The 20,322-nt window shown below is 66.1% G+C and carries 24 protein-coding genes; 14 read left to right on the top strand and 10 right to left on the bottom strand.

The genetic code is table 11. The features are described 5' to 3' along the window. Positions 1-259: 259 nt before the first annotated feature. Positions 260-637, top strand: coding sequence for a hypothetical protein (locus VMN58_12170; protein HUF33952.1), 378 nt, complete (start codon positions 260-262; stop codon positions 635-637). Positions 638-831: 194 nt separating this feature from the next. Here VMN58_12170 and VMN58_12165 read toward each other — a convergent pair whose 3' ends face one another. After that, the gene (locus tag VMN58_12165) at positions 832-1,656 is read right to left on the bottom strand and encodes a class I SAM-dependent methyltransferase (GenBank protein ID HUF33951.1); all 825 of its coding nucleotides are present in this window, start codon (positions 1,654-1,656) and stop codon (positions 832-834) included. 112 nt (positions 1,657-1,768) lie between these two features. Here VMN58_12165 and VMN58_12160 point away from each other — a divergent pair, with 112 nt between their 5' ends. Further along, complete coding sequence (locus VMN58_12160) at positions 1,769-1,993, top strand: hypothetical protein (GenBank protein HUF33950.1); 225 nt, start codon at positions 1,769-1,771, stop codon at positions 1,991-1,993. 542 nt (positions 1,994-2,535) lie between these two features. Next, positions 2,536-2,892 (top strand): antibiotic biosynthesis monooxygenase, encoded by a 357-nt coding sequence (locus VMN58_12155; GenBank protein HUF33949.1) that lies wholly within the window; start codon positions 2,536-2,538, stop codon positions 2,890-2,892. A 247-nt stretch (positions 2,893-3,139) separates the two neighbouring features. Here VMN58_12155 and VMN58_12150 read toward each other — a convergent pair whose 3' ends face one another. Beyond that, entirely contained in the window at positions 3,140-3,679 is a 540-nt protein-coding gene (locus tag VMN58_12150) for a hypothetical protein (protein HUF33948.1), read from the bottom strand. A gap of 278 nt (positions 3,680-3,957) precedes the next feature. Then, a complete protein-coding gene (locus tag VMN58_12145; GenBank protein ID HUF33947.1) occupies positions 3,958-4,986 on the bottom strand; it encodes a GNAT family N-acetyltransferase in 1,029 nt (342 codons plus the stop codon). A gap of 245 nt (positions 4,987-5,231) precedes the next feature. Between VMN58_12145 and VMN58_12140 the strand changes: the two genes are divergently transcribed. Next, positions 5,232-5,726 carry an ATP-binding protein gene (locus tag VMN58_12140; GenBank protein ID HUF33946.1) on the top strand — a complete coding sequence of 165 codons (495 nt, stop codon included), beginning with the start codon at positions 5,232-5,234 and terminating at the stop codon, positions 5,724-5,726. Positions 5,727-5,790: 64 nt separating this feature from the next. Next, positions 5,791-6,228 carry a pyridoxamine 5'-phosphate oxidase family protein gene (locus tag VMN58_12135; GenBank protein ID HUF33945.1) on the top strand — a complete coding sequence of 146 codons (438 nt, stop codon included), beginning with the start codon at positions 5,791-5,793 and terminating at the stop codon, positions 6,226-6,228. Between the two features lie 22 nt (positions 6,229-6,250). Here the strand turns inward: VMN58_12135 and VMN58_12130 are convergent, their stop codons facing one another. Further along, the gene (locus VMN58_12130) at positions 6,251-6,784 is read right to left on the bottom strand and encodes an AAA family ATPase (GenBank protein HUF33944.1); all 534 of its coding nucleotides are present in this window, start codon (positions 6,782-6,784) and stop codon (positions 6,251-6,253) included. A 148-nt stretch (positions 6,785-6,932) separates the two neighbouring features. Between VMN58_12130 and VMN58_12125 the strand changes: the two genes are divergently transcribed. Beyond that, positions 6,933-7,568 carry a DUF402 domain-containing protein gene (locus tag VMN58_12125; GenBank protein ID HUF33943.1) on the top strand — a complete coding sequence of 212 codons (636 nt, stop codon included), beginning with the start codon at positions 6,933-6,935 and terminating at the stop codon, positions 7,566-7,568. Positions 7,569-7,605: 37 nt separating this feature from the next. Here the strand turns inward: VMN58_12125 and VMN58_12120 are convergent, their stop codons facing one another. Continuing rightward, the gene (locus tag VMN58_12120) at positions 7,606-8,529 is read right to left on the bottom strand and encodes a phosphotransferase (protein HUF33942.1); all 924 of its coding nucleotides are present in this window, start codon (positions 8,527-8,529) and stop codon (positions 7,606-7,608) included. A 527-nt stretch (positions 8,530-9,056) separates the two neighbouring features. Between VMN58_12120 and VMN58_12115 the strand changes: the two genes are divergently transcribed. Together VMN58_12115 and VMN58_12110 are read left to right on the top strand one after the other, a co-directional pair. Next, positions 9,057-9,761, top strand: coding sequence for a GNAT family protein (locus VMN58_12115; GenBank protein ID HUF33941.1), 705 nt, complete (start codon positions 9,057-9,059; stop codon positions 9,759-9,761). A gap of 187 nt (positions 9,762-9,948) precedes the next feature. Beyond that, positions 9,949-10,542, top strand: a complete 594-nt coding sequence (locus tag VMN58_12110) for a hypothetical protein (protein HUF33940.1) — start codon at positions 9,949-9,951, stop codon at positions 10,540-10,542. A 141-nt stretch (positions 10,543-10,683) separates the two neighbouring features. Here VMN58_12110 and VMN58_12105 read toward each other — a convergent pair whose 3' ends face one another. Then, positions 10,684-11,202, bottom strand: a complete 519-nt coding sequence (locus VMN58_12105) for a GNAT family N-acetyltransferase (protein ID HUF33939.1) — start codon at positions 11,200-11,202, stop codon at positions 10,684-10,686. Between the two features lie 202 nt (positions 11,203-11,404). Between VMN58_12105 and VMN58_12100 the strand changes: the two genes are divergently transcribed. Next, on the top strand, positions 11,405-12,148 hold the full coding sequence (locus VMN58_12100; GenBank protein ID HUF33938.1) for a hypothetical protein: 744 nt from the start codon (positions 11,405-11,407) through the stop codon (positions 12,146-12,148). 759 nt (positions 12,149-12,907) lie between these two features. Here the strand turns inward: VMN58_12100 and VMN58_12095 are convergent. Further along, positions 12,908-13,609 (bottom strand): class I SAM-dependent methyltransferase, encoded by a 702-nt coding sequence (locus VMN58_12095; protein HUF33937.1) that lies wholly within the window; start codon positions 13,607-13,609, stop codon positions 12,908-12,910. Positions 13,610-13,824: 215 nt separating this feature from the next. Continuing rightward, the gene (pyrF, locus tag VMN58_12090; protein HUF33936.1) at positions 13,825-14,631 is read right to left on the bottom strand and encodes an orotidine-5'-phosphate decarboxylase; all 807 of its coding nucleotides are present in this window, start codon (positions 14,629-14,631) and stop codon (positions 13,825-13,827) included. A gap of 363 nt (positions 14,632-14,994) precedes the next feature. Here pyrF and trpS point away from each other — a divergent pair, with 363 nt between their 5' ends. Further along, positions 14,995-16,056, top strand: coding sequence for a tryptophan--tRNA ligase (gene trpS, locus VMN58_12085; GenBank protein ID HUF33935.1), 1,062 nt, complete (start codon positions 14,995-14,997; stop codon positions 16,054-16,056). A gap of 300 nt (positions 16,057-16,356) precedes the next feature. Here trpS and VMN58_12080 read toward each other — a convergent pair whose 3' ends face one another. Then, positions 16,357-17,058, bottom strand: a complete 702-nt coding sequence (locus VMN58_12080; GenBank protein HUF33934.1) for a DinB family protein — start codon at positions 17,056-17,058, stop codon at positions 16,357-16,359. 166 nt (positions 17,059-17,224) lie between these two features. Here VMN58_12080 and VMN58_12075 point away from each other — a divergent pair, with 166 nt between their 5' ends. Both VMN58_12075 and VMN58_12070 read left to right on the top strand, forming a co-directional pair. Further along, complete coding sequence (locus tag VMN58_12075; protein ID HUF33933.1) at positions 17,225-17,545, top strand: nucleotide pyrophosphohydrolase; 321 nt, start codon at positions 17,225-17,227, stop codon at positions 17,543-17,545. A gap of 162 nt (positions 17,546-17,707) precedes the next feature. Further along, a complete protein-coding gene (locus VMN58_12070; GenBank protein ID HUF33932.1) occupies positions 17,708-18,220 on the top strand; it encodes a GNAT family N-acetyltransferase in 513 nt (170 codons plus the stop codon). 116 nt (positions 18,221-18,336) lie between these two features. Here the strand turns inward: VMN58_12070 and VMN58_12065 are convergent, their stop codons facing one another. Further along, on the bottom strand, positions 18,337-18,897 hold the full coding sequence (locus VMN58_12065; protein HUF33931.1) for a DinB family protein: 561 nt from the start codon (positions 18,895-18,897) through the stop codon (positions 18,337-18,339). A 201-nt stretch (positions 18,898-19,098) separates the two neighbouring features. Here VMN58_12065 and VMN58_12060 point away from each other — a divergent pair, with 201 nt between their 5' ends. Together VMN58_12060 and VMN58_12055 are read left to right on the top strand one after the other, a co-directional pair. Next, the gene (locus VMN58_12060) at positions 19,099-20,052 is read left to right on the top strand and encodes a TIGR03621 family F420-dependent LLM class oxidoreductase (protein ID HUF33930.1); all 954 of its coding nucleotides are present in this window, start codon (positions 19,099-19,101) and stop codon (positions 20,050-20,052) included. Positions 20,053-20,107: 55 nt separating this feature from the next. Further along, the coding region (locus tag VMN58_12055) for a hypothetical protein (protein HUF33929.1) at positions 20,108-20,322 on the top strand (215 nt) is incomplete at its 3' end.

The raw sequence follows: 20,322 nt of genomic DNA, 5'->3' as shown, positions 1-20,322 counted from the left end.
CTGCCGCTGCGGCGTCTCCGGTCGTCCGGGACCGTGAACGCCATCTTCCGGCTCGGTCATGACTTGGTCCTACGGCTTCCTCGGGCGCCGAGCTTCGCGTCGAGCTACGAGGCGATCGAAGCCCACCACCGCTGGCTCGACTGGGCACGCCCCCAGTTGCCGCTGGCCATCCCCGAGGCAGTCGCCATGGGCAACCCTTGCGAGGCGTACCCCTTCCCCTGGCCCGTAGCCCCTCGCCCGACCGGTCCGAGTCCGGGTGGTGACCGCGCGCCAGGACACCGCAAAGCGTCAGATGCTGTCGGACCTCGGACTGACCGTTGTCTCGCGTTGGTGGGTGTGTCCTCTGGACCCTTCCCAGCCAGCGGAGGTCGGTTTTGCCGAGGTGGAGCTCGCAGGGGTCACGGCGATGCTCGTGCCTGCGCCGCCGGTCTATGCGCCTGGCGGACCGGTCTGCATCCTCGGAAACATCGACTCGGAGGTGGCAGTGCGAGCGGTAGCTGAGGCCGAAGCCGCAGGTGCTGTGCTGGCGGTCGTCACCCGGGATGCCGCACCCGACCCAGCACCCCAGGAGGAGCGCATGTTGACCGCCGCCGGCTTCGACAACGTCTCCGAGTTCTTTGAGGGCCATCTCATCTAGATCGACTGATCTCGGTCCCGCAGCCGAAGTGCCGATCGCGAGGACTCGCCTGGCTAGCACCCGCCGTCCCGATCGCCGCTGGAGAAGCGCCGTTCTGCTCGGGTCAAGTGCAGGAGCCGATGCGGATTATGGAGCGCGCGCTCGGTGCGGCATCAGTTGCTCGGTCTCGCCGACCTTGGCGATCAATGGCGGCTCTACTCGGGCGGCGGAGAAGCAGCCAACGGTCGCGTGAAGGTGCAGGCGTAGCCGGAGAGTCTCCCGATCATGCGGTAGACGTGCCAGAGGCAGTCGCCGAGCATGATGTCGTAGTGGTCTTGTCCGAACTTCTGGATGTAGTGATCGGGCCTTCTCAGTAGTCGAGATGCGAACAGGAGTCGTCGAGCAGGTTCTCCGTCCTGCTCCTGGGATCGTTCCGCCCACTCGCCGCTGTAGTCGATGCGGTCGTTGACAGTGAGACCGTTGCGTTCAAGTGCTGCGTCGATCTCGGCCGGGCGAAGCGTTCGGCCGCGCATGAGATGGTCGAAGTGGTCGGCCTCGGGCTCGCTCATCAGTGGACCGGTGAGGACGAGGTAGACGAGACCTCGGCCGCCGGGACGCAAGACGCGGTGGAACTCGGTTGCCGTCACGGCGAGGTCACCGAACATGATCGAGTCACGGCAGAAGATCAGGTCGATCGAGGAGTCCTCGACTGGCAGCTGCTCGAATCTCCCCTCGGTGAAGCGCACCGATCCGGCCGTCAGGGGTCGCTCGGCGAGCTGTTTGTCGATTGGCGCGTGCCGGTCGACGGGGTCGACGCCGAGCACGTCGAAGCCGAATCGCCGCGCCAGCTCCAGTGACTGTCGCCCGCGGCCGCACCCGGCGTCGAGCACGACCGCGCCGCTCTCGAGTCCGAGCCCAGCGACGATGTCGAAGAGCGCATCTGGACCACGGGGGTCAAGGCTCGCTTCCAGCACGGCATGGAACTGCGGTTCGACTTCGTCGAAGGAGCTGTGCACCGCGAGCGCGTACGGATCGGACATGGTCTCTCCTAGGTCGGTGGGACTACGGTAACTTGGTCCCATGGTCCCGACCCAACGGAATGCTCCGACGCGCGTCGATCGCGTCCAAATCGGCGTCCGGATGGAGCGGAGCATGGTGAAGGTCCTGAAGGCGCTCGCCGAGCTCGAAGGACTCACCCTCGGACAGCTCCTCGAAAAGATCGTCCTGCACTCTTTCGAACCCGTGAAAGGACAGGAGGGCGAGATGGCGGCAAGCCCGCATGGGAAGCGAGCGTTGGCAGCAATCGAGGACTTCAAGCGCATCTACCAAATGGAGCTCGATAGCCACGCACTCCGGCAGCCCGCCCCTGACGCCTGAGCCGCCATCCCTCTGGTGTCAGATGCCATCTCGTGGGCGGCGGCGCGCTACGCGCCGATCGGTACGGATTGGAGCACGCGAGGCCCGGGTCCATTGCGCGGGTGATCGGTGCTGCTCAGCCAAGCCACGCCAGCAGCGATCTGAGGTCTCTGACGCAACTCGCGATGTCGGCGTGGTCGTCAGCCTGGCAGGACCCGTCTCGATCCATGTGGACTGACGGCAGGCCGGACCTGGTTGCTCCGCCGATGTCGTCGTGCAGGTTGTCGCCAACGAACAGGATCTGTTCCGCGGCCTCGCCGGGATCGGTCGGCGCGTTCTGCTTGCCCGCTCGGTGCGGCCTCGGCGCGGAGCTGCTGGAACCGTCGATCGGTCGCGCTCGCGGAAGGAAGCAGTCTGCGTTCTCGGTGCGAGGAGAGGTGCGTCGGCTAGGTTGCGTTGCGATCCGTGTTCCCAGCCCGGATCTAAGGCGAGGCAGTCGCTCGGGTCCTGTCTTGTTCCGTCGGGTGGGAATCGACTGACCCAGACAGTCGAGGAGGTTTGCAATGGCAGACGAAGTCTCGTGGGTGATTCAGGTCGCTGTGAAGAACGGCGAGCTCGACAACCTTCGGTCGCTCATGGCCGACATGGTGTCGTCTACGAAGGACGAGTCGGGCGCCTTGGGTTACGAGTGGTTCATCGATGAAGCCGAAGGCAAGCTCGCGATCTACGAGCGATACTCCGATTCCGCCGCGACGATGGTGCACCTCGGGAACTTCGGAGCCAACTTCGCGGAGCGGTTCCTGGCATGCGTCGATCCGGTGAGTCTGCAGGTGTTCGGAACGCCGAGCGACGAGGTCAAGGGCGTCCTCGACGGCTTCGGGGCCACCTACTTCGGCCCATTCGGGGGCTTCTTCCGCTAGCCCGATCAGCGGTCCGTAGGAGCACCCGTCGGCGGCGCCGTCCCAGGAGCACGCGCCGCGGCCCGGCCGTTACCTATTCCTCATGTGCGAGTCGATGCCAGGCAACTCCCTTGAGCGCAGCAGAACGTTCAGCTCGTCGAACAGCTCCCGGCGCGCCGATTGCCGGCTCGCGCGCCGTCACGGCCAGCGCGACTGGATGATCGGAGCGGTCTCCCCCGGAGCGGTCCCGGCGGCAGCCCGCTGGCACTCAGGCGTGTTGCGTCGGAGCGGTGACGGCAGCCATCACGTCGGCTGCGATCTCGTCGGGGCCGCGTTGAGTCGTGTCGAGCTCGAGGTTCATGACCGGGAGCAGGTCGCTGAGCCCTCGCAGCCGATCGTTCGAGTCCCGGACAAACGTCGGATCCTTCGAAATGCCTCGGGTCGGATCGCTCTGGACACGGGTGATGGCGACCTCGGCTGTGACGCGGAGCAGAATGTGGTGGACGTCGACTTCGACCGGTTGCGCGTGCCGGAGGATCTCGAACCCACCGGACTCGAAGAACGGGCCGTGTGTGATGACAACGTCGACGCCGGCGTCGAACCATGCCCGAATGAGCCCGGCCGTCGCGACTGCCGCCCGCCGCCAGAACTCCTCCACATCGTCGCCGCCGCACTGCATGAATGCGACGTCGTCCATGTCGACGTCTGCCGCGGTCATGCCGTTCTGCCTCACAAGCTGCGCAAGCCGACCGGCGACCGTGCTCTTGCCGGCGCCGACCGGCCCGACGAGTACGACCAGATGAGCCATGACCGCATGGTGCCCGTCGGGCCCGACGCTGTCACGCGCGCCATGCGCGCTGGTGACTCGGACCCGCGCCGATTGCCGGCTCGCGCACCGTCGAGGCCAGCGGGAGTGGATGATCGGAGCGGTCGCTCCCCGGAGCGGTCCCGGCCGGAGGCTCGCTGGTGATCGGCACGTCGGGGCTTGGTTCGGTGCCGGGGCTACGGGCTCGGACTGGTCTCTGGCGAGGGCCGCAGGTTCGAGACCGAGCGAAGCCCTCGCGGCGGGTTGTGAGAAGGGAAAAGCTAGGCTTGACTCTTCTCCACCAGTAGCTCCCAGTGGCGAATCGCGAACAGGGGCCGATAGCCCATGGCGTGGTTGATGGAGAGCATGGCTTCGTTGCTTGTCGCGTTGTCTGTTCGGATGTCGGAGACGCCGGGCCGCTCCGCGAGGACGCGCAGTGTCATGGATGCCTTCAACCACTTGCCGAGAGCGTGGCCCCTGTCCTCTCGCCGCACTCCGGTGGAGCCGGTCCACATCACCTGCGGGAATGCTGGGACCCATGCGAGATCGTGGAGTGCGGCGAGCGCGCCGTCGCTCGACCGGCGCGCCACCAGGAACCATCGCTGCTGTCCGACCGCCGCAGCTTGGGCTTGAACGTCTCGCCACTGTCCAGGAGAGATCGTGAAGTCGTTGAGTTCGAGGTCATCGGTCGGGGCATCGTTCATCACGAGGAGAAGGTCGAGGAACGCCCCAAGGTGTTCGTCGGGGACGGTGTCGTCCCATGACAACAGCTCATAGCCGTGGGCTCGCTGCGAGCCGTCGCGTACCCACGACTCCAAGAGTGCTCGGTCAACTTCAGCCAACGGCAGGTGGTTGGTGTGAGACTCGCTCTTCTGGACAGCGCCAACTCGTCGAGCGAACTGCGCGCCATCGGGAACTCGCGAGTAGGTCTTCCCGACGAGGCGTCGGCGACCATGACTCCGAGCGAACTCCGTCACGCGTTCCAGCAGACCCGTCCCGACACCCTGTCGGCGGTATTCGCCTCGGACGATGATCTGGCACGTCAACAAGTCCGGGTTGTCGTCGTGTTCTGAGTCGACCGCGACCTCGACCTCTCCAACCAACGTTCCGTCGGACCAAGCACGGAACGCTGTACGCCCAACCGTCGAGGGAACGGCGCGTGATCTGGCGATCGCATCGCCCACGGGCGTGACCGGATCCTCGGGCCACACCTCAGCCTCAACGGTGTTGTAGAGACGAACGCCCGCAGCAAGTTCTTGATCAGTGAACTCGGCAGGGTCGTGCCTGGTGATGACGTACTCAGGGGCCACATCCCTATCTTTCCTGGTCCAATAGCAGATGCCCGTCGATTTCTGGCTTGGGCGCCTGCCAGGCAGCGCCGATTGCCGGCGGGACGAACGTGGCACCGAGGCCGCTGACGGGTCACTGCGACGGCGTTCGGTACGCACGATCGGTGCGGTGCCAAGGTGGCGAGGGCTCGAGCGAGTCGGAGGGAGAGCGCCTCGGCGTCGCGCCAGCACAAGGGCCTGAGTCCCGCATCCTCCGCTGTGCAATCGTGGTCCTCGTGGTGGACAGCAGGTCAGGCGTGGGACGACTCGTGGTGATCACCGGGCTTCCTGGCAGCGGCAAGACCAGTCTCGCTCTTGAACTGGCAGCGTCGATGCCTGCGGCTCGGATGTGCCCGGACGACTGGATGATGGCGTCTGGGATCGACCTCTGGGACGCCGACGCCCGGGCCCGCATCGAGCAGTTCCAGTTGGAGCTCGCTCTCACACTCCTTTCTGCTGGAGAGAACGTGGTCATCGAATGGGGTGTCTGGGCGCGTGAGGAGAGGGAGGCTCTACGGGACTCCGCCCGCTCCGTCGGCGCCCTCGTCGAGTTGCGCTATGTCACGGCTCCGGTTGAGGAGCTGTGGAGGCGGATCGTCGAACGCGACCTCGAAGGGAAGTGGGCGTCGCGCTCGATCGCTCGTGCGGAACTCGACGAGTGGTGCGGTAGCTACGAGGCGCCCTCGGACGAAGAGCTGGCGACCTACGACCCACCGACGTGACCCACCTCAAGAGCTGACCCGTTCGACTTTGAGGTCCACGCGTGCCGCGTGCGACGATCCGCGTGTGCGAGGGGACCAGGTCGACATCAACGCCTTCCTTCAACGATCACTCGTTGCCAGGGTGGCCACGAATGGACCGACCTTGCGCCCCGTCTGGTACTTGTATGAGGAGCGAACGTTCTACTGGCTCACAGACACCGCGAACGTACTTCACCGGCTCGTCAGCGCCGGCGAGCGACTCGTAGTCGTCGTCGACGTCTGCGACATCGTCACCGGGGAGGTAGTCCACGTCCGCGCCCGAGGCAGGTCCGAGATCATCCCCGTGGTCCGTGGCCGAGCCATGAGGACGTTTGCGAGGTACCTCGGCGCCGACCAATCCGCGTGGGATCCGCGGTTCGTGCCATCGCTAGATCTCCCGACGACAAGGATGTGCCGCTTCACACCCTCCTCGATCGACGCGGCTGACGCCTTCTTCGCAGTCCAACATGGGCCGAACACCTGACCCGTGCTGGCCTCGGTCGACGTTATCTGTGCTGGTGACCGTCGAGATCGAGCCAGGCGGTGAACTCTCGGTCGTTGCGCAAACGGTGCACGGACAGGTGCGGGTACTGGCCGCTGGCGAGCGTCTCCTCGATGAGCTTCGAGTAGCCCGGCCATCTCTTGATCAGCCGCACGACAGAGGCTGGGCTCAACGTCGAGATCCCTTGCCGGTTCGTGTCCCAGAGCTCGGTGCGTCGGACGAGGCGACCCACGCTCCGACGAAGGGCGCGACCGATCGCGATCCGGCGGGGCGGATCGAGCCACACGAGCGTGTCGGCCCGCGGCAAGACGATGTCGCGACCAACCTCGTCGAGGTAGTTGCCCTCGATGACCCACGCTGGCGTGTTGGAGACGGTCCGGACGTCGCTGCGGAACTGGGTGAGGTCAGTCGGCACCCAGTCCGGCTGCCACCACAGGGCGTCGAGCTCGACCAGCGGGGCGTCCAGTCGGTCGGCGATGAGGCGAGCGACGGTCGACTTCCCAGACCCGGGACCTCCGACTACGGCAACCCTTCTCACAATGTCAGTCTGCTCTCGATCACCGAATACGCGGCGATAGGTAGTTCCCGGTCGGGTAAGGGTGACGGATTTCGGAGCGGCTGATAGCTGGTGCCAATTACTGGCACTTGGGGAGAGGTGCTCTCCGCATCCGGTGCAGACTCGACGCATGCGTCGTGACCGACCGTTCTCCTCGGGAACCCAGGTGGTGTGGCGATCCCGCCCGGGTGGTGACGTCGGGTATGTCTTCGGGTGTCGGGTCCTGCTTGATGAGCCCGACGTCGCTGCGGTCGTCCAGCCGACTGGCTCGCCGATCGTGCGGCGAATTGCCGAGCGCGGCGGACCGCGCGGCAGGTCGTTCCTGCCGGGCACATGGGATGGGTCGAGACGCCACGACACCTGGGACCGTCCGCCCTGCGTACGCCTCCATCCCGTCGGCCGCAGCTACTCGGTAATCCGAACCTGGGATGTCACGGAGAATCGGTTCGTGGGGTGGTACGTCAACCTCGAACAGCCTTGGGCCCGTACCACGGTCGGCTTCGACTCGCGTGATGACGTCCTCGATGTCACGGTCTCTGCGGACTTGGACGAGTGGCGGCTGAAGGACGCCGACGAACTCGAGTTCGCAGTCGAGGTCGGCCTGTTCGGCTCCACCGAAGCTCGATCGATTCACGCCACCGCCGAGTTAGCCATTGCGGACATCCGCGACCGGACGTGGCCGTTCGATGAGGCGACCTGGACCCGTGGGGTCCCCGACGAGATGCTCGAACCAACTGAACTGCCCGACGGATGGGACGCCCCCTGAGCGGCATTCGCCCGAACGGAACGAGCGAACTCTCTGTTCAGATGAGGGCAGCGTGTTCGGCCAGGACTGCGAACAGCTCGTCGACCCACTGCGCAGGCGTCCCGCCGCCCGGGAGATCGACCCCGGCCAGCGTCCGCCAACGGGCATCGCCCAGACGAGTCAGCACATGCCAGGCAAGTGCGCGCTCCAGATCGTCGTCGTGACCGGCGCGGCGAAGCCCGTCGAGCACCGCACGGACGTAGGTCTGCTTGGGGGCGTTGTCCGGCAAATACCGGACCTCGAAGGAAGGGTCACCGACTGCGAGGCTCTCGAAGTCGCACACCGCCGCCAGATGCTCTCCGTCCCAGACGAGGTTGTAGCCGTGCAGGTCGCCGTGCAGGACGACCGGATCAGGCCCTGGTGTTGCGAGGACGAGCTCGACCCGTTCAAGCAGTGCGAGCACGCGACGCCACTGATCGGGACGAATCATCGGTTCGAGGTCGGCCCGGAGCTCCTCGGGGTCTGCCTGGGCCCTGGGCGGCTTCGGGTCGGCGAGTGCGACGAGGTCGTTTCGCAGCCCGGGGGAGCGAAGCTCCACGAGGGCCTCGACGAGCTGGCCGGCGAAGCGGTCGAGGCCCCTCGGGCTCAGTTGACCGAGGCCCGCTGGGGTCACGGGCCCGCCCGGCACGAGGCGAGTCACGAACAGAGCCTTGTCGGGGTGGACGGCAACGATCTCCGGAGCGGGAAACGACGTGCGTCCGAGGATCTCCAGGATGCGGCCTTCGCGTGCGATCGGGTCGGCGGCCTCCTCCGACCACGCGAACTTGGCGAAGAGCTCGCCTCCTGCGAGCAGGACGCCGCGCCGGTGGTACCGGGGATCGCCGTCGGTGTCCCACTGACCCCAGTCGACAACGGTTGAGTCGACCCCGGGGAGGAGCCCAGCGAGTACGTCTGCGACAGCCCTCGGCGTCGGCTCCGACACCGGCCGAGGCGCTCTCCGATCTGCATCTGGAGGTCGTTCCACCAAGCCCATTCTCACCGATAAACGATGCCGTGACCTGCCCAGATCGCCGGCTACGCAGCGCTTCGGCGAAGCGCAGTGCTGCTCGGCTTGCCCGATCGGCATGACCGTGTTCTGGAGCGCGCGTTCTGGGCGGCTGCAGCGAGCCGTTCCACGGTGTTCGGGCGGCGTCGGGCGTTCGGTGCGGATGTTCGCTGCGTCACAGCGAGGCCTGCCTGCCCTCTGTGCCCAACCATCTCCTCAACTTCGTCACCGCCAGAGGTTGAACGACATCTGCGGCGGAAGGCGTCTTTTGTCCGCGTGCCCAACTGTCGGAGCGGACGATCACCCGTCGTCGAGGCTGGCCTCGTCGTCGGCGGCGGTCCGGTTCGACTAGGCGTCGCCCACGTCGACCGTGGGCGAGTGCGGCTGCGGTTCAGTGCCCGCAGTATCCCGGAACGGCCGGAAAGCGCACCTGCCAGCGAAGTCACCGTCGCTACCGTCATGAGGTGCACGACGTCAACCAGTTCGGTCAGCCGGTCGGCGTCGCCCTCGGCGCATGGGCCCCGCCGGCGATGCCATCGCCCACCGGTCTGACCGGAGACCTCGTTCAATTGGAGCCACTCGACAGGCGGCTGCACACCGACGGTCTGTTCGCCGCCTTCGCCGAGGCGTCCCCATCCCTCTGGACCTACATGGCCATCGGCCCGTTCCAGAACCCGGAGGAGCTGACAAGCGCACTCGATGCCATGACAGGACACTCAGACCGGCAGCCGTACGCCATCACCCTTGACAGCAAACCTGTCGGCTTCGCCAGCTACCTCCGAGTCGACCAACAAAGCGGTGTTCTCGAGATCGGCTCGATCGCCTTCTCTCCGTCGCTGCAACGAACCACAGCAGCGACCGAAGCTCTCTACCTCATGATCGACCACTGCTTCGACCTCGGTTATCGACGCTGCGAGTGGAAATGCGATGACTTGAACGCCCCGTCACGGTCGGCCGCCGAGCGACTCGGCTTCCTCTACGAGGGAACGTTCCGGCAGGCGACGCACTACAAGGGCCGCAACCGCGACACCGCCTGGTTCGCCATCACCGATGCTGACTGGGAAAAGCTCCGTCCCGCCTTCAAGAATTGGCTGTCCGCAGACAACTTCGTTGAGGGAGGCGGTCAACGGAGGTCCCTTCGAGAGTTGGCAGAGGACGCGCATCGGTAGCCGTACCGAAGTGCCGCTCGGGACGGCGCTCCTGGTCGCCAGTCGGCAACCCGCTCGTCGCTGGAGAAGCGCCGGTCTGTGCGGCTCTGCCGTGACCGGAAGCCGGATTCGCGAGCGCGCGTTTGGCGCTCGCGACTAGGATGTCTCGGTGAGGCGACGGCGCGCTCCGAGAGCACGAGCCGGGCTGGTGACTGCAGCCGCGCTCATGGTCGTTGGCTCCTGCGGCGATGACACCGGTACGGACGGCAGCAGCCAACCGAGCGCGAGCGCAACCTCGACGTCTCGCACCGAGTCAACGGCAGACGAAGTCCATCTCATGCTGCTCGGCGAGCCGACGTGGCAGCTGACGGAGGCGGTCGACTACCGGGCAGGCCTCGGCGCACTTGAGGCGCGGGACCCGGATGTTGACTGGTTCGCGGAGTACGACGGACCTCGCAGGGACAACGCCGATGGCTCGTACACGATCCCGCACGTCACAACTTTCGGTCACAGGACAGGTCTCGAACGGCGGCGCGGTCAACTCCCGGGCTTCGAGCTCCGATCGGAGGTCGTCGACGGGCAACCGGCGCTGGTGTCGGCCGCGGTCGACGGCAATCCGGCGGTCGTGATCCTCGAAGTGACGGCCGACTACACCACGACGTTGCTGACATACGACGTCGGCGTCGATCTCAACGAGCTCGCTGCGCACCTCGTTGCCGTCGATGAGCAGCAATGGACCGCAGCCGGCGGGTCGCTGCTCGACTGCGTTCCCTTCGAAGCTGGCTGCCCGCGCGAGAACTAATCGGCTCCGGCACGGAGCGTGCGCGCGATGCGCCGTTCTCTTGCGCGTCTTGGGGTCGAGACGGTGGCATTCGGGACGCGCGTTCTGTTGCAACCGAACCCGAGCCTGGTTCGGGTGCCTTCCGTGCGGTCCAGCTCCGACTCAGGCTGGCTTTGACATTTCGGCGATCCTCGTCGTGTGGAGGAAACGCGAACCGTCACTGCGTTCAGCTTCCCAGGAAGCTTCGGACTCACCGATCCTGCGGTAGCCCAAGTGCTCGTAGAGACGGAGGGCGCGTTCGTTGTCTGGCTCGACACCTAGCCGCAAGTTGGTGATGCCGCGCTGTGCTGCCCGGAGCTCGAGCTCTCCGATGAGCGTCGTGGCGAGCCCGAGACCTTCGAGCCGAGGGTGGGTAGCCAGCTGCCAGATGGTGCCGGCGCCAGGCTCCTTCGCGAAGTCGACACCGCCCTTCGATACCGGTTCTCCGTCGACGAAGACGGCCAAGTACTGGACCTCGCCCGAAGGTACTCGTTCGAGCTGGCGCGCCACGTTCTCGATGTGGGTGGGGTTCCCGGACCAAGTGATGGCGACAAGATGGTCGGGACTGAGCGCCCGGACCTCGAGGCGAGCGGTGCCGCTCGCAATGCACCGCCGAATCTCCTCGTAGTCCGCATCACCCACGACGCGAGTCTCCGTCCTCAAGCCAGCGTCCGCACGTCACTTCTTGCCGCGCCGACGGTCGGCGTTCTGTACGCCTCGCTGAGACCAGCCGGGTTCGGGCCGGACCACGTCGGCCATGGGGCCGAAAGTCTCGTGCTCTGTCACCACGGCGGCCGTAGGGTGCGCCGCGATGTCGAATGGGGGAGCCAGGTGGCCATGGCGGGTGGTCGTGCTCGCCCACCCGCGCAGTGGCAGCAACAGCCTGGTCGAGATACTCGACCGGCATCCACAGGTGTCGATCGTGAACGAGCCGTTCAACGAGAACTTCGCAAGCTGGGATGCGAGCAACCCGGACTATGTGGCCCGGCTCGGCAACGGTGAGTTGTTCGAGGGCCTGCTCGACGAGCTGTTCGCCGCCTTCACGGGGCTCAAGGAGCTCAGCTACCAGATCGACGACGCGGCGCTGGCGGCACTCGTGGGCCGGCCAGAGGTGAAGGTCGTCGCGTTACGGCGGCGCAATGTGCTGCAAACCGCCGTCTCGCAGGTGGTCGCTGAGCGCACGGGGTTGTGGAAGACGTGGGACGCGGAGAGGGACCTCGCCGACTACTACAGGGGCCATCCGGCCCTCGATGTCGCGGAGGTGGCCAGTCGCATGGAGTGGACCTGCGGCGAGACGGCCCGCGTCGACGCGGCGGTCGCTGGCCTCGGACCGGATCGACTGATGAGCGTCGACTACGAGGACCTGTACGAGTCGTCGCCGGGCGACGCCCGGGCAGTCATGAGCGACCTCTGGTCCTTCCTCGACCTCGAGCCCGTCAACGACGCCGCCGTTGACCACTTCCTGTCCGAGTCGGTCCGCCAAGCCCGCCCATCGACCTACGGCCAGATCCCCAATCTTGCGGAGGTCGAGGCTGCGCTCGGCAACGACACCACCGGACACCTCCCCGCTTGGACAGTGCGATCGTGATGCCATCAGGCCGTGGCCGGCTCGACGTAAGACGAGTGCGCGACGTTGCAGTCGAGATCCTCCGCCGCGCCGACTGGGACTGAGCAGCGGGCCCGCGTATGCGCCAATATCCGAGAGGTGTTGGAGTGTGGTCGTTTGGATTATGGAGCGGCTGATCGGCGGTGCCCTCGGGTCTCTGCCAATTAGGGCGAGCTGCGATCCGCGCATTCAGACGCCTGCCCTTCGATGTGGCCGTCGAGGCACTCCGAACGCCAGCACCTCGACTGCTCGCTCGCGGCGGCGTGGGAGCAGTGTCTCTCGCCGAGGTTTGGCTTCATCACGACGACCTTCGGCGAGCGAACGGTCTGGAGCCGCCAGACGAGCCAGCAACTCTCACCGAGGCGCTCACCTTCATGCTGCGGTACCAGCGCAAGGCGCTCGGAACGACACTCGTTGACCGTACGGCAAGCAATGGGGATCTCTTGCGGTGGCTCGCGGGCCGACCAAGCACGATTCCGCGTCACGATCCGCCACTGCGATTCTGAGTTCGCGGTCGCCGCGCGGGCCCGTCCGTGCGCTCGCGACACGCCGTTAGGGACGCTCGGCATCGACCGAAGTCGGGATTATGGGGCGGGTGATCTATGCGCTGCGCACGGGCACCTCGGGGCCATGCCCCATGCCGATAGGCCGGCACGTTCTGGGAGAGACCCGTGGTTGAGAGCTCACGGCTCTCGGAATGCCCGCGAGCATGCTGCCTCAGGCCGGAGACGCTCCCGACGACTACCGCCTGACAGCCCGGACGTTCATGAACAACGGCAGGTCCCCCCACTGCTGGTAGCGGTCGTCGCCGACTGGCTTCGGCTCTCGGATGGCTTCGATCGCGAAGCCGGCGTCTTCAAGCGCCACCGCGTAGTCCTCCAGCGTGTAGGTCCAACCGCGGAAGGTCATTCGCAGACCGTCCTTCTCGACCGTGTCCTCGACTCGAGTGCTCTCGAAGTACGGGACTCGCAGTGCGAGGCTCGACGTCTCGTGCGCATGGATCCACTGTCCCATGTCGGTAACGGGATGGGCGACGCAGAAGCACAGATGACCACCTGGGCGAAGCACTCTGGCGCTCTCGACCACCGTCTGGGCCATGTCATCGACCACTTGCAAGGCGTTGTACGCGACGACGAGGTCGAAGGAGCGGTCTCTCACCGGTAGCCGAGCCCCCTCGCCCACGAGATAGAGGCCTTGCGTGTCTGCGTCGCGCGCGTGTTGGACGAGGGCACCTGCCGAGTCGAGCGCTGTGACCTGGTGTTCCCGTTCACCAAGGTCGCGAGCGACCCGTCCTTCACCGCACCCGATCTCGAGCGTGCGTCCGCGAGGAGTGGGAAGAAGCGAGTCGAAGAACGCGTCCCGGTAGTACCAGTACGCGTCGAAGCCGGGGGTCCTGGCCCACCGCAGCCAGTTCTCGGTCTCGTCGTCCCACTCGCCCGGCACGGTGAAGAACGTAGACGGCCGCACCCTGCGAGACGTTCCAGAACAGCAACGACAACAACCTGTGCTGCCACCAACGTCGGAACGAATCACCCAATCGTCGGGCCTTCTGGGACGCCTACCGGGGGCGGCTCGGCCTCCACGCGGCCACCGGCACTTTGCGGACACCTCACATCGCTGGCTGACCCGGTGAGTTGTCGCTTTCCCCAGTGCGCTGGTCAGCCTCCGAGGAGCTGGCGGAACTCGGCGGCGAGCTCCCCAACGTCGTCGCGCAGCCGAGAAGGATCCGCGGTGGTGAGCAGCGAACGCGACGCGCTCGGGAACACTCGGTCCGGACACGAGCTGAAGACACGGGCCACATCGTCCGGAGTCGCTCCCTGCTGACCGACGCCCGGCGCCAGGTACAGCGCGTTCGGTGCAGCCAAATCCAGGCGGGGGTCCATGTGCGTCGGCCCGATCACCGCGCCGACCGGTCCGATCTCTCCGGGCGCAAGCTCAGCGTTGAGCTCGCGGATCGCGTCGAGCAATGACTGCTCCACCGAGCGGCCCCCGCTGCCGATCGATGCCTGAACCGAGCGTCCCTCGATGTTCGACGACCGAGTCACGACGAGCAGGCAGCTTCCGGACTCAGCCGCTCGCTCGATGAAGGCCCCCATGGCGGCGACGCCGAGATAGGGATGGAGCGTGAGTGCATCTACCCTCATCGGAGCATCGGGGCCGAGGTAGGCCTCAGCGTAAGCCTGGTTCGTGGAGCCGACGTCACCTCGCTTGGCGTCGAGAACGATCAGCAGTCCGGCGCTGCGGGCCTCGTCGATCAACCGGGCCAGGGCGCGGATCCCTCGCCAACCATGACGCTCGTAGAACGCAGCTTGGGGCTTGATGAGCCCAACCGTGTCAGCGGCCACCGGCAGGACGATGTCGATGAACCGTTCGAGACCATCCGAGGTGTCCCCGAGGCCCCAGTCATCGAGGATGTCGCCGGATGGATCCATCCCCCATGTGAGCGGTCCTCGCAGCCTCCTCACGGCGTCGAAGCGAACTGCGAAAGAATCAGCCACGACGAGAAGTCTCGCGCACGACCAACGATCACAAGGTCCACCATCGCCACTCAATGAGGTGTCCAGCGCCGGCCAGAAATCGCTCAAGAAGCGCCGATAGCTAGCGCCTTGAGGAGGCTGTCCGGCGTGATTAGGGACGGGTGATCTGTGCGGCCTTCACCACGCACTTCGGGGCTGGGCTGAGCCCGCGGATTGTCAGTTGCGCCTGCCCGCGTAGGGGTGCCATCGTGACGATCGTGAAGTTTGCACGTGCGCAGTGGTGGTGGTCGTTCTCGTAGGCGACCGTCCGCGTTCACGCACGACTTGACCGGCCGCCTCGCTGAGGCGGCCGTGTTCGTTCATGAGCGGTTGGCGATCGGCGGGGAAGCCCTGACCGACAAGGACAACCTGACCATGAGCCGAATCGTCACCGGCATCAAGCCCTCGGGCACGCCGCACGTGGGCAACTACTTCGGAATGATCGAGCCTGCTCTCGGCCTCGCCCAGGGCCATGACGCGACCTACTTCGTGGCGGACTACCACGCTCTCACGACGGTACGGGACCCAGAAGAGCTTCGAGATCTGACCTTGCAGGTCACGGCGACGTGGATCGCGCTGGGCCTCGACCCGAACCGCTCGGTGCTGTACCTCCAGTCCGACCTGCCAGAGGTGTGCGAACTGGCCTGGTTGCTCGGGTGCGTGATGGCCAAGGGCCTCCTCAACCGCGGACACGCCTACAAGTCCGCAGTCGACGACAACCTCGAGCAGGGCCGTCCTGTCGACGATGGTGTCAACGCGGGGCTATACAACTACCCGTTGCTGATGGCCGCTGACCTCTTGTTGCACCGGGCGGACCTCGTACCGGTGGGCGAGGACAACCGTCAGCACGTCGAGATCTGTCGAGATGTGGCCACGGCGTTCAACCACAACTATGGCGCTGTCCTTGCCGTCCCCGAGCTCCGAGTACAAGACGGGGTCGCGGTCATCGCCGGGACTGACGGCCGCAAGATGAGCAAGAGCTACAGCAATGTCGTGCCGATCTTCGCCTCGACGGACGAGGTCCGCCGCACGGTCATGTCCATCGTCACCGACTCGTCCCGGCCGGAGGACCCGAAGGACCCGGACGCGTGCAACGTGTTCAACTTGTACCGCCACCTTGCAGCACCAGAGGACGCGAGAGCCCTCGCCGTCCGCTATCGGACGGGTGGGATCGGCTACCGCGAGGCGAAAGAGCTCGTCGCAGAGGCTCATGAGCAGCGGTTCGCTGGGTCCCGAGACCGCTACCTCACCCTCATGGACGACCCAGGAACGCTCCGACAGACCCTGCACAATGGTGCGGAACGAGCCCGAGATGCGTGCGCCGGGCTTCTCGCAGCTGCTCGTGCTGCAACTGGGATTCTCGCAGGCGTGTGAACTGCCACAAGCGGCGAAGCCGTGACGCTGAGCGCCCCAGGGGCCCGGACTCGCGCGAGGCACCGACGGGTCCGAAGCTCGAGAACATGCTCGCTGCCTGCTGACCAACGGGTTGGCACGAAAGGCGCCACAGGAACCCGCTGGTCGGAACGACGATTCGCTGGCCTGGCGGCGGTGGTGCTCGGACGGCGCCGCCATTGTGGGTTGTGTGATAGGCGCGGCCGCGAGCTGGTGCGCGCCTGACTCGGGTTCTCGATCTGTCGCGCCGGAAAAGAGGATTCGTCTGAAACTGCCCCGATCTCAGGAGAGCGCAAGCCTTGCGTTGTGCAGTAGCGCCGCGGTGACGTCGTTCTCGGCGCGCTCGTGGCCAGCGAGCCGTCGCAGGACCTTCCGCGTAGTCCACACTTCATCGTTGGTCACCACCACCAAGTCGGATGGCAAGTGCTCGATCGAACGCTCGACGTGGGCTTGGGACACCGCGAGCAGGTCCAACAACGTTGCGGTCGACGGTGCTGGCAGCGGCGTCGTCAACTCGGCGAACGGTGGCGGACGGCTCACCCCGACGCTGGCAAGGTAGTAGCAGGACTCCGTGATCGCGCAGTGCCATGCCATTTGCCTCGCGGTGTGCCACCACGCCCAGTCGGGCAGGCGGCGACTGTCGTCGACCCAGTCGAGCTCGGTGTCAGTCGCGGTCTCGAGCAGCCGGACGAGATCCTCTCGCGCCCAGCGGTACAGCTCTAGCGTCCGCTGTCGCTCGGCAGCTGTCGCTGGCGCTCGCTCGAAATCGAAGGCACCTTCGTCTGTAGGAGGCTGACGTTCTGCTACCTCGACTTCTTGAAACGGACCGCAGCTCGCTCCGTGTTGGGAGAGGAACCGAGCGAAGCTCTCGTGGGCGTGCTCGAGCGCGGCCAGCGCTGATGTCTCGTCGGCGCCGTCTGCGAACAGGCCCCAATGTTCGAGGTCGAATACTGCGACGGACGAGCCAGCAATGCCCACGATCACCTTGAAAGCGTTGCACAGCCCAAGCGTCGTCCGCGTTCTAGGGGGACGTCCGCGTCAGCCGCGGAAGATGCGCCGTTCGGCGCTCTGGGGACCACTGCGGCCGCGTCTTCGCGCGCGCGTGATAGGTGCGTGCCGTCGTCAGGACCGATTGTGATGGACTTCGCACATGGCTGACCTCACAGAGCTCCAGGACCGGATCGCCGAGTTCGTGGAGGTACGCCGCTGGGGCGAGTTCCAGACGCCGAAGAACCTGGCGATGGCGCTAACCGGCGAGGTTGGTGAGTTAGTTGAGATCCTTCAGTGGCTCACGCCCGAGCAAGCCAAGGCCGCCGGATCGGATGCTCAGCTCCGGCCTCGGCTCGAGGACGAGGTGGCCGACGTGCTGATCTATCTGCTCAGTCTCGCGAGGTCTCTCGACATCGACGCTCTCGAGGCCGCCCTTGCGAAGGTCACTCGGAACGAGCTGCGCTTCCCACGCGACCCGTAACGTCTCGCCTCCGATGCGCCGTTCGGGACGGCTCCGGGCCACCGCTCGGCGTCGTTCGGTGCGGACGATAGGTCCGGCGCCAAGGTGGCGTGGGCCTGCGCGAGCCGGCAATCGGGGCGGGTCAAGACGGTGTCTCAGGGCTAGTGCCTATTGTGAGGAGGCATGGCTCGGGACCCGGAACGGCGGATCGAAACAGAACGGCTGCTGTTACGCGACCTGGACGTGTCGGACACCGAAGCACTGATCCCGGCGTGGGGCGACGAGCAGGTACGTCGGTTCATGGATGACTTCGGGCCACGTACAGAAGCCGAAGTTCGCGAGTGGGTTCCTCATGCAATCGCCGCGACGGGTGCCGACGCGTCGTCGTTCGGATGGGTCATCGTCCTCAAGGAGACCGGATCGACGATTGGATGGATCGGGTTCGGCGGGAGCAGTCGTGGAGTTGCTGACGTTGACTTCGCGTACGTCATCGCTCCGGCGTTCCGTGGACGCAGCTACGCCTCGGAGGCGCTGCGAGGCGTCATTCAGTTCTGCTTCGATGAGCTCGAGGTCCAGTCAGTCTGGGGAGAGTGCGCCGAGGACAACCAAGCGTCTGCCCGAGTAATGACGGCGGCTGGACTGACACCGATTGGCGTGGTCGAGAATCAACGCCGCTTCCGCGTTGAGCGCTTCTAAGTAGGTGCCGCTCGTTGGTGCCGCCGCGCTGACCGACCTCGGCGGGAGCAGCCGCTCGCGATTTCAGTTCGGCATGGACGCACCGCTCGGCAACCGGCAATGGGTGCGGCGGACCGTCAGCGCAGCCCGGAGGACCACAGGTCACGGAGCAGGCCGATCTCTGCGCTGTGGTGCGCTAGTTCCATGTTGATGTAAGCGAGGAAGCCCACCCTTGGGCCGTCGAAGGGCCCTGCCACCTCGCCCAGAGGTCGCATCAGGTGATCGTCGTCGCAAGACGCGATGATGGCGCTCCACCACGCGTGTACTTCGTGGAGGGCAGCGACTGCAGCGTCAGCTCCCAGCGGAAGGGAGGGAGTCGAGGGCGCAGGCGAGTCCGGGGCATCCATGACACCGAGCCATTGCGGGTTCCGCCGACTGCCGAGGACATCGCACACGACGTGGGCGAGCCGCCATCCAATCGTGCTGACCGGCCCTGGCGTCCCGTCGAAGTGACGGAGGCCCGTCGGTGGAGCGTCCGGCACCCACCGTCCATCCAGCTCTTGGACAGTCAGACAGTCCCGTACCGGTCGCCAAAGTAGTTCGTCGTCCGTTAGCCCTGCGATCCGGGTCAGCAGGTACTCGAACGGCTTTTGAGTTCCGGCGAGGAGAAACGTGCGCCCCGCTGCCGCAGTCGTCATGGACGAGGACACTATTCAGGTGCTCCCGCCGACGCCGGGTTCGCGCCCTGCGGTGGTCTCCTATGTGCCTGATCGTTGACCAGCGCGTCGCCGCACGGGATCGCTAGGGAGCTGACCGCGCCGATCATCGCGCTGGCCTCGGTGCCACCCGAGCCGGCATCATTCGGAGCGGCACTGAGCAGAACCCGCCATGCTGGAGCCATGGCATCCGAGGTCACGAGCAGCGTGCCGTTCCGGTTCAGCCTCCAGATCGCCAGTGCGGGTTCCCGGCGGGAGTGGATCGACCTCGTCAAACGGGCGGACGACTGCGGTTTCGACATGATCGTGACCGCCGACCACCTGGAGCAGTGCTTGGCCCCGCTCCTGCCGCTCGCTACGGCCGCCGAGGTCAGCGACCGCCTTCGCCTGGGCGTGATGGTGCTCAACAACGACTTCCACCATCCCTCGCTTCTCGCCCGGGACCTGGCGACCCTCGACCTCCTCAGCGACGGGCGTGTCGAAGTCGGGCTCGGCGCCGGCCACTCCAAGCCGGAGTACGAGCGAGCAGGACTGAACTTCGACGGCGCCTCGACTCGGGTCGACCGTCTGGAGGAGGCCGTCATCGTCCTGCGACAGCTCCTTGGTGGCGAGAGCGTGACGTTCGCCGGAGATCACTACCGACTCACCGACGAGCGCTGCGAGCCGTCGCCAGTGCAGGAACACGTTCCTTTGCTCGTGGGGGGCGCCGGACGTCGGGTGCACGCGATCGGCGCTCGACACGCCGACGCCGTTGGCTTCACCGGATTGGGGCGTGTTCTCGACGATGGGCAGAAGGCGGAGTCGGCCAGGTTCAGCAGCCGACACGTCGATGAAGACGTCGCTGCGCTTGCGGCTGCGGCAGCTGGCCGGTCAGCGCCGTTGGAGTTGCAGGCGTTGGTGCAAGCCGTCGTCGTCACCGACGATGCGAACGGCGTCGCGGCACAGATCGCGGCGAAGCACATGCCATCGCTGACACCACAGGACATCTTGGATACGCCATACGTCATGGTGGGCAGCGCGAGCTCGCTAATCGACAAGCTGCTCGAACATCGGGAACGGTGGGGCTTCACTCACTACACCGTGCGCCGCGAGGCCCTTGACCACCTCGAACCCGTCATCCACGCGCTCGGCCGGTAGGACATAGGTGCCGCTCGGGATGGTGGACAAGCCGCAGCCATCTCCGGACGTCTGGATGGACGATCGTCTGGCAGTCGGTGAGTCGCCCATCGAGGGGCGAGGGCTGTTCTTCTCGACCGACGTCCCGAGCGACACCGTGGTCATCCGCCTGGGCGGGCGGCTGGTGTCTTCGGCGGAGCTCACCGCGATGATCGCCGTAGCGGAGGGCGATCCAGAGGCCCCGTACGTGGACACGATCACCATCCGAGAGGATGAGCACCTCGTCTTGCC

It is taken from the genome of Acidimicrobiales bacterium (genome assembly GCA_035512495.1).
Classification (GTDB): domain Bacteria; phylum Actinomycetota; class Acidimicrobiia; order Acidimicrobiales; family CADCSY01; genus DATKDW01.
This window is presented reverse-complemented; position numbering and strand designations above follow the sequence as displayed.